Genomic DNA, 811 nt, shown 5'->3' on the forward strand with positions numbered 1-811 from the left:
AGCCTGAACAACCTCTCTGTCGATCTGGGGGCACTGGGGCGGCGGGAGGAGGCGCTGGCAGCGGTCAGTGAGGCCGTGGATATCCGGCGGAGGCTGGTTCGAGAAAACCGCGATGCCTATCTGCCCCACCTGGCCATGAACCTGTTCAACCTGTCCGTCCGGCTGGGTGCGTTGGGGCGGTGGGAAGAGGCGCTGACCACGGCCCGAGAGGTCGTCGAATTTTACCGGGAAGCTGTTCAAGAACGCCGTGACACTTATCTAGAGAACTTCGCCGACGCCTTGCATAACCTCACCACCTGTTTGCAGGAAGTTGGGCGGCGGGAGGAGGCGCTGACTGCGATTAGAGAAGCAGTGGACATCCGCCGGGAGCTAACGCGCATGATGCCCGATGCTCACCGAGGCCAGCTTGGCCAGTCGCTCGCACTGCTCTCCCAGCTGCAGGTGGATGAGAAGGGCAGCTCGGGCCCTGCAAGCTGAAGATGGATACGAGCTGGGCACCGGCTTGTGATCAGCAAGGGCTGAAGCTAGCCGCCCACAGGTGTACGCCGACAAGCAGCGGCGTTGCAGTTTGGGGGACTCCCCTGGGGCCCTGCCCCCGAAGCGTACTTCGCCACGGTTTTGACTGGGGCTCGAGGACTTGGGCTTCGAGGTCGGCGATGCGCTTGTCGGCGAGGCGGAGGTTGGAGCGAGCGCCTTCAAGTGACAGTCCCCCCTGACCTGAGACTGCTACCGCCGCTGACCCCATGTCCCGGGCCAGGGACAGGATGTGACGGACCCGGCCCGGTTCAACACGCCCCCGACCGGGGCTCGC

The 811-nt window shown here is 64.6% G+C and carries 1 protein-coding gene; it reads left to right on the top strand.

Annotation, left to right across the window (positions count from 1 at the left end; genetic code table 11):
• The coding region (locus tag EES42_RS42295) for a DUF3856 domain-containing protein (RefSeq protein ID WP_164495555.1) at positions 1–477 on the top strand (477 nt) is incomplete at its 5' end.
• Positions 478–811: the final 334 nt, after the last annotated feature.

This window comes from Streptomyces sp. ADI95-17, assembly GCF_003846175.1.
GTDB classification, from domain to species: Bacteria; Actinomycetota; Actinomycetes; order Streptomycetales; family Streptomycetaceae; genus Streptomyces; species Streptomyces sanglieri.